We start from the raw sequence: 4682 nt of genomic DNA, 5'->3' as shown, positions 1-4682 counted from the left end.
CCGAGGTGGGGGCGGACGGCGGCGAGGGGTGTGAGGAGTTCGGCGGCGTCCGGGGTGCCGAGCGCGGTGTGGAGGCGGTCGAGGGCGGGACGGGCGGCCGGGGCGAGGTCGGTCAGGGCGGTGACCTGGGCGGCGAGCTGGCGCAGGTCGGCTGCGTTGGTGCGGGCCCAGTCGGTGACGGCGCGCTCTGCGGCGCGGCGGTCGCGTACGGCCTTGACCCGTCCGGCGCCGGTGGGTGCGGCTGGGCCGGTTGAGGGTTTGAGGCGCAGGTAGCGGTTCTCGGCGGGCTGGCGGCTGGCGACGCCCATGGGCTGGGCGAGGTCGGCCCACGTGGCGCCGGCGGCGCGGGCGGCCTCCACCAGCGGGGCCTCCCAGTCGGCGAGCTCGGTGCGCAGCTCGCGCAGCAGGAGCAGGGCGGCCAGTGCCTGCTCGGGGCCGGTTCGGGCGGTGGGCGTGGACGTCGCCCCGGTGTCCTGCGCGGTGCGGACGGCCTCGTCCATGGCGGCGAGCGCCGCGGCGGCGGCGAGGAGGGACGCCGGGCCCGTCGGCGGTCCGCCGCCGGTGACGGGTGCCTCGGGCCGCTCTCGCATCGTTGTCACTTCCTTGGCGACTGGCGCATTTGTCATCGGATGGATGACATGTTAGAACAGATTCAGGTGAAGCGCACTGGCACCCAACAACCAGTGGAGGTGTTTCGCGATGCTGATGCGCACCGACCCGTTCCGCGAGCTGGACAGGCTGACCCAGCAGTTCTTCGGCACGACCGGCACCTGGTCCCGTCCGACGCCGATGCCGCTGGACGCCTACCGCGCCGGCGACGAGTACGTGATCTGCTTCGACCTGCCCGGGGTGGACCCGGACGCGATCGACATCGATGTCGAGCGGAACATGCTGACCGTCAAGGCCGAGCGCCGTCCGCGTCATGAGGGCGAGGACGCGAAGTGGGAGATGTCCGAGCGTCCGCTCGGCGTGTTCTCCCGGCAGGTCATGCTCTCCGACACGCTCGACCCCGAGGGGATCACCGCCGACTACGACGCCGGCGTGCTGACCCTGAAGATCCCGGTTGCGGAGAAGGCCAAGCCCCGCAAGATCGCCATCAGCCAGACCGGCGACCGCAAGGAGATCAAGGCCTGACCGCATCCCTGTGCCGTTCCGTGCCGCCCGCCCGCACCCGAGCGGGCGGCACGGAACGCCCCCGCATCCCCGCGGCCCGGGCAGTACCGGCCGACGACGCCGTGCGCGACGGGCGGTCGGCACCGTTCGTGGTGAGGGCCGGTGGTGAGATCGACCTCGCCACCGCGCCGCGGCTTCGCCACCGGCTGGCCGCCGCGCTCGAGGCGCACCGGGAGGTGGTGCTCGACCTGTCGGAGGTGACGTTCATGGAACGCTCGGGCCTGCGCGTCCTCGTCCAGGCCCGTAACCAGGCCGACCAGTACGGCGGGCGGCTCGTCCTGCGCGGCGTAGGCAGGTCCGTGGCCAGGCTGCTCAAGCTCACCGCCCTCAGCCGCCGCCTGGCCGCCAGCCCCTGACCGGTCCCCGCAGACCCGTACCCGGCAGCGTGCCGGGACGAAGGGAGGAATGCGCGGTGACGATTCGATGGGAGGCGTTCTTGGACCAGGTCCAGGAACGCGGCGAGTATGACACGCCCCAGGATGCCGACCGCGCGGCCCGCGTCGTGCTGGCCCTGCTCGGCGCCCACTTGGTCGGCGACGTGCGCGCGAAGCTCGCGGCCCGTCTGCCCGAGACCTTCGCCCTGATCCTGTTGAACCCCTTGCAGGCCGCCGAACCGCTCAGTCCCGAACGGTTCGTGCGCGCCACCGCCGCCTGGATCGACGGTGCCACCGAGAAGACCGCCGTGTGGGACATCGGCGCCGTCCTGTCCACGGTGGCCGACGCCGCCGGCGACGAGCTCATGGAGGCCGTCCTGTTCCAGCTGCCGCCCGGCTACGACGTCCTGTTCGGCCGACCTCACCCCGGCCACCGACCCTGACCCGCTTTCGTGCCGCCGCCCACGCGGCGGCGGTCCGTCCCGGAAGGCCATCGTCATGACCCGGCACCGCCGCCTGATCCAGCAGGTCCGCATGCTCGGCCGCTACCCCAGCGACGAGGAAGCCGAACGCGTCCTCGACACCGTCCTGGCCGTCCTCGGCTCCCAGCTCGCTGGCGAGGAACGCTGCGAGTTGGCCGCCGCGCTCCCTGAGCGGGCCCGCGCAGTCTTCGCCGCGCAGATCCCCCTGCCCCAACCCGTCGCCGCGCCCGCCTTCGTCGAAGCCGCCGCCCGAGCCCTGGACACCAGCCTCACCGGTGCCCGCTGGGACGTCTCCTCCGTCCTGGCCGCCCTCGAATCCCTCGGCGACGACCGGCTCACCGACCGCCTCCTCGCCCACCTGCCCCGCGGCTACGCGCTCCTGTTCGGCCGCGCCGACCTCGCCCCCACCGCCGCCTAGAAACCGCCGGGGTGGTGAACGAGCTGGCCCGTACCGCGGTCGAGGTCGGATTGGCTGCCTACGGCCTGCTTCAACTCGTGGTGCTGGATGGCCCAGACCTGCTGCGAGGAAGTGCTGGGGGCGCATGGACGGTTAGGTGCCGTACGAGAGCGTGTCGACTGCGGCGAGGAGGGCGTCGTGGAGTGGTTTTCCGACGCGGACTACTGGCTGGGCAGGCTGCTGTTCCAGCGGGGTCTCGCGGTGGTCTACTTCGTGGCGTTCCTCAGTGTGGCCGCTCAGTTCCGCGGACTCATCGGGGAGCGCGGTCTGCTTCCCGCATCGGCGTTCGTGGCGCGCGTCCGGTTCGTGAACGCACCCAGCGTCTTCCACCTGCACTGCTCGGACCGCTTCCTCGCCGCCGTGATCTGGACGGGCGTGGCCCTGTCGGCCGCCCTGGCGGCGGGCGCGGGGGACGCCGTGCCGCTGTGGGCGTCCATCCTCATGTGGCTGGCCACGTGGGCGGCATATCTGTCGATCGTCAATGTCGGCCAGACGTGGTTCGCCTACATGTGGGAATCGTTGCTGGTGGAGACCGGCTTCCTCGCGATCTTCCTCGGCAACGCGGACGTCGCCCCGCCGATCCTGGTGCTGTGGCTGCTGCGCTGGCTGCTCTTCCGCCTGGAGGTCGGTGCCGGGCTGATCAAGCTGCGCGGCGATTCCTGCTGGCGCGATCTGACCTGCCTCTACTACCACCACGAGACCCAGCCCATGCCGGGACCGCTCAGCTGGTTCTTCCACCACCTGCCCAGACCCGCCCACCGAGTGGAGGCCGCCGCCAACCACCTCGCGCAGTTGCTGGCACCGTTCGCGCTCTTCGCCCCTCAGCCTGCGGCGAGCGCCGCCGCCGTCTTCATGATCGTCACCCAGTTGTGGCTCATCGCCTCCGGCAACTTCGCCTGGCTCAACTGGCTCGCCGTCGTGCTGGCCCTGTCCGTCCTCGGCACCGGCGCCACTTCCCGCACCCTCGACCTGCCCGCGGCCCACCACTTCTCGAGCCCGCCGACCTGGTACGAGGGACTTGTGATGGCCGCCGCCGTACTGCTCGTGGCGCTCAGCTACTGGCCGGCCCGGAACCTGGTCTCCCGCCGCCAGATCATGAACGCGTCCTTCAACCCCCTGCACCTGGTCAACACCTACGGCGCCTTCGGATCCATCGGCAGAGCCCGCTACGAGATCGTCGTCGAGGGCACCGACGACCGGGAGATCGGAGCCACAACGGTGTGGAAGGAGTACGCCTTCAAAGGAAAACCGGGCGACGTGCGCTACCGGCCTTCCCAGATCGCGCCGTACCACCTGCGACTGGACTGGCAGATGTGGTTCGCCGCCATCTCACCGGCTTATGCGGAACCGTGGTTCCCGCGGCTGCTGGCCGCACTCCTCGACAACAACACCGAGGTCCTCCGGCTGATCGGCACCAACCCGTTCCCCGAGGACCCTCCCACCTACGTCCGCGCCCGCCTCTACCGCTACCGCTTCACCGAGTGGCGCGATCTGCGTGCCACCGGCGCGTGGTGGCACCGCACTCTCCTGGGCGACTACGTCCCACCGGTCGCCCTGCCCGGCCGGACCACAGCGCCACGCCATTGAAGGACGGCCGCTGTCCACTCACCGGCGACTATGCGTACAGATTTCCTCCAGCCGCAGCCATCGACTTATTCTTGAGTCTATGAGGCTCAAGTTTCATTCCTCCCACTGAGGCAAGGTGGAAGGGGTGAGCAGAAGAGGAGGCCCGGCAATGACACGCGCAGTCGGTATCGACCTGGGAACGACGAACTCGGTGGTCTGCGTGCTGGAGGGCGGCGAGCCGGCCGTCATCGCCAACGCCGAGGGCGCCCGGACCACCCCGTCGGTGGTGGCCTTCGGCAAGGGCGGCGAGGTGCTGGTCGGCGAGGTCGCCAAGCGGCAGGCCGTGACCAATGTGGACCGCACCGCGCGTTCGGTGAAGCGGCACATGGGCGAGAGTGGCTGGCGGTTCCCGGAGAAGGGCGATGTGGACGGCAAGCGCTACACCGCGCAGGAGATCTCGGCCCGGGTGCTGCAGAAGCTGAAGCGCGACGCCGAGGCGTACCTGGGTGAGGACGTGGCGGACGCGGTGATCACCGTGCCCGCGTACTTCAACGACTCCCAGCGCACCGCGACCAAGGAGGCCGGCGAGATCGCGGGCCTGAACGTGCTGCGGATCATCAACGAGCCGAC

7 protein-coding genes are annotated in these 4682 nt (G+C 70.8%); 6 read left to right on the top strand and 1 reads right to left on the bottom strand.

The features are described 5' to 3' along the window. On the bottom strand, window positions 1-590 hold a 590-nt coding region (locus tag ACWCYO_RS40295; protein ID WP_449787011.1), incomplete at its 3' end, for a type III effector protein. A gap of 109 nt (window positions 591-699) precedes the next feature. Here ACWCYO_RS40295 and ACWCYO_RS40290 point away from each other — a divergent pair. From ACWCYO_RS40290 to ACWCYO_RS40265, 6 genes are all read left to right on the top strand, one after another. Next, a complete protein-coding gene (locus tag ACWCYO_RS40290; protein ID WP_270139845.1) occupies window positions 700-1134 on the top strand; it encodes an Hsp20/alpha crystallin family protein in 435 nt (144 codons plus the stop codon). Between the two features lie 128 nt (window positions 1135-1262). Next, window positions 1263-1529, top strand: coding sequence for an STAS domain-containing protein (locus tag ACWCYO_RS40285; RefSeq protein ID WP_449787010.1), 267 nt, complete (start codon window positions 1263-1265; stop codon window positions 1527-1529). 56 nt (window positions 1530-1585) lie between these two features. Further along, entirely contained in the window at window positions 1586-1990 is a 405-nt protein-coding gene (locus ACWCYO_RS40280; protein WP_449787009.1) for a DUF2267 domain-containing protein, read from the top strand. Between the two features lie 55 nt (window positions 1991-2045). Then, complete coding sequence (locus ACWCYO_RS40275; protein ID WP_449787008.1) at window positions 2046-2447, top strand: DUF2267 domain-containing protein; 402 nt, start codon at window positions 2046-2048, stop codon at window positions 2445-2447. 177 nt (window positions 2448-2624) lie between these two features. Next, a complete protein-coding gene (locus ACWCYO_RS40270) occupies window positions 2625-4073 on the top strand; it encodes a lipase maturation factor family protein (RefSeq protein WP_449787007.1) in 1449 nt (482 codons plus the stop codon). A gap of 148 nt (window positions 4074-4221) precedes the next feature. Next, window positions 4222-4682: Hsp70 family protein (locus tag ACWCYO_RS40265; protein WP_449787006.1), on the top strand; the 461-nt coding region annotated here is incomplete at its 3' end.

Source organism: Kitasatospora sp. NPDC001683 (assembly GCF_053596495.1).
The sequence above is the reverse complement of the archived record's forward strand: the minus strand, read 5'-3'. Positions and strand labels throughout refer to the sequence as shown.

Coding starts and splice junctions, on each gene's coding strand:
- ACWCYO_RS40290 (WP_270139845.1), top strand. CDS start 700: ATGCTGATGCGCACCGACCCGTTCCGCGAGCTGGACAGGCTGACCCAG.
- ACWCYO_RS40275 (WP_449787008.1), top strand. CDS start 2,046: ATGACCCGGCACCGCCGCCTGATCCAGCAGGTCCGCATGCTCGGCCGC.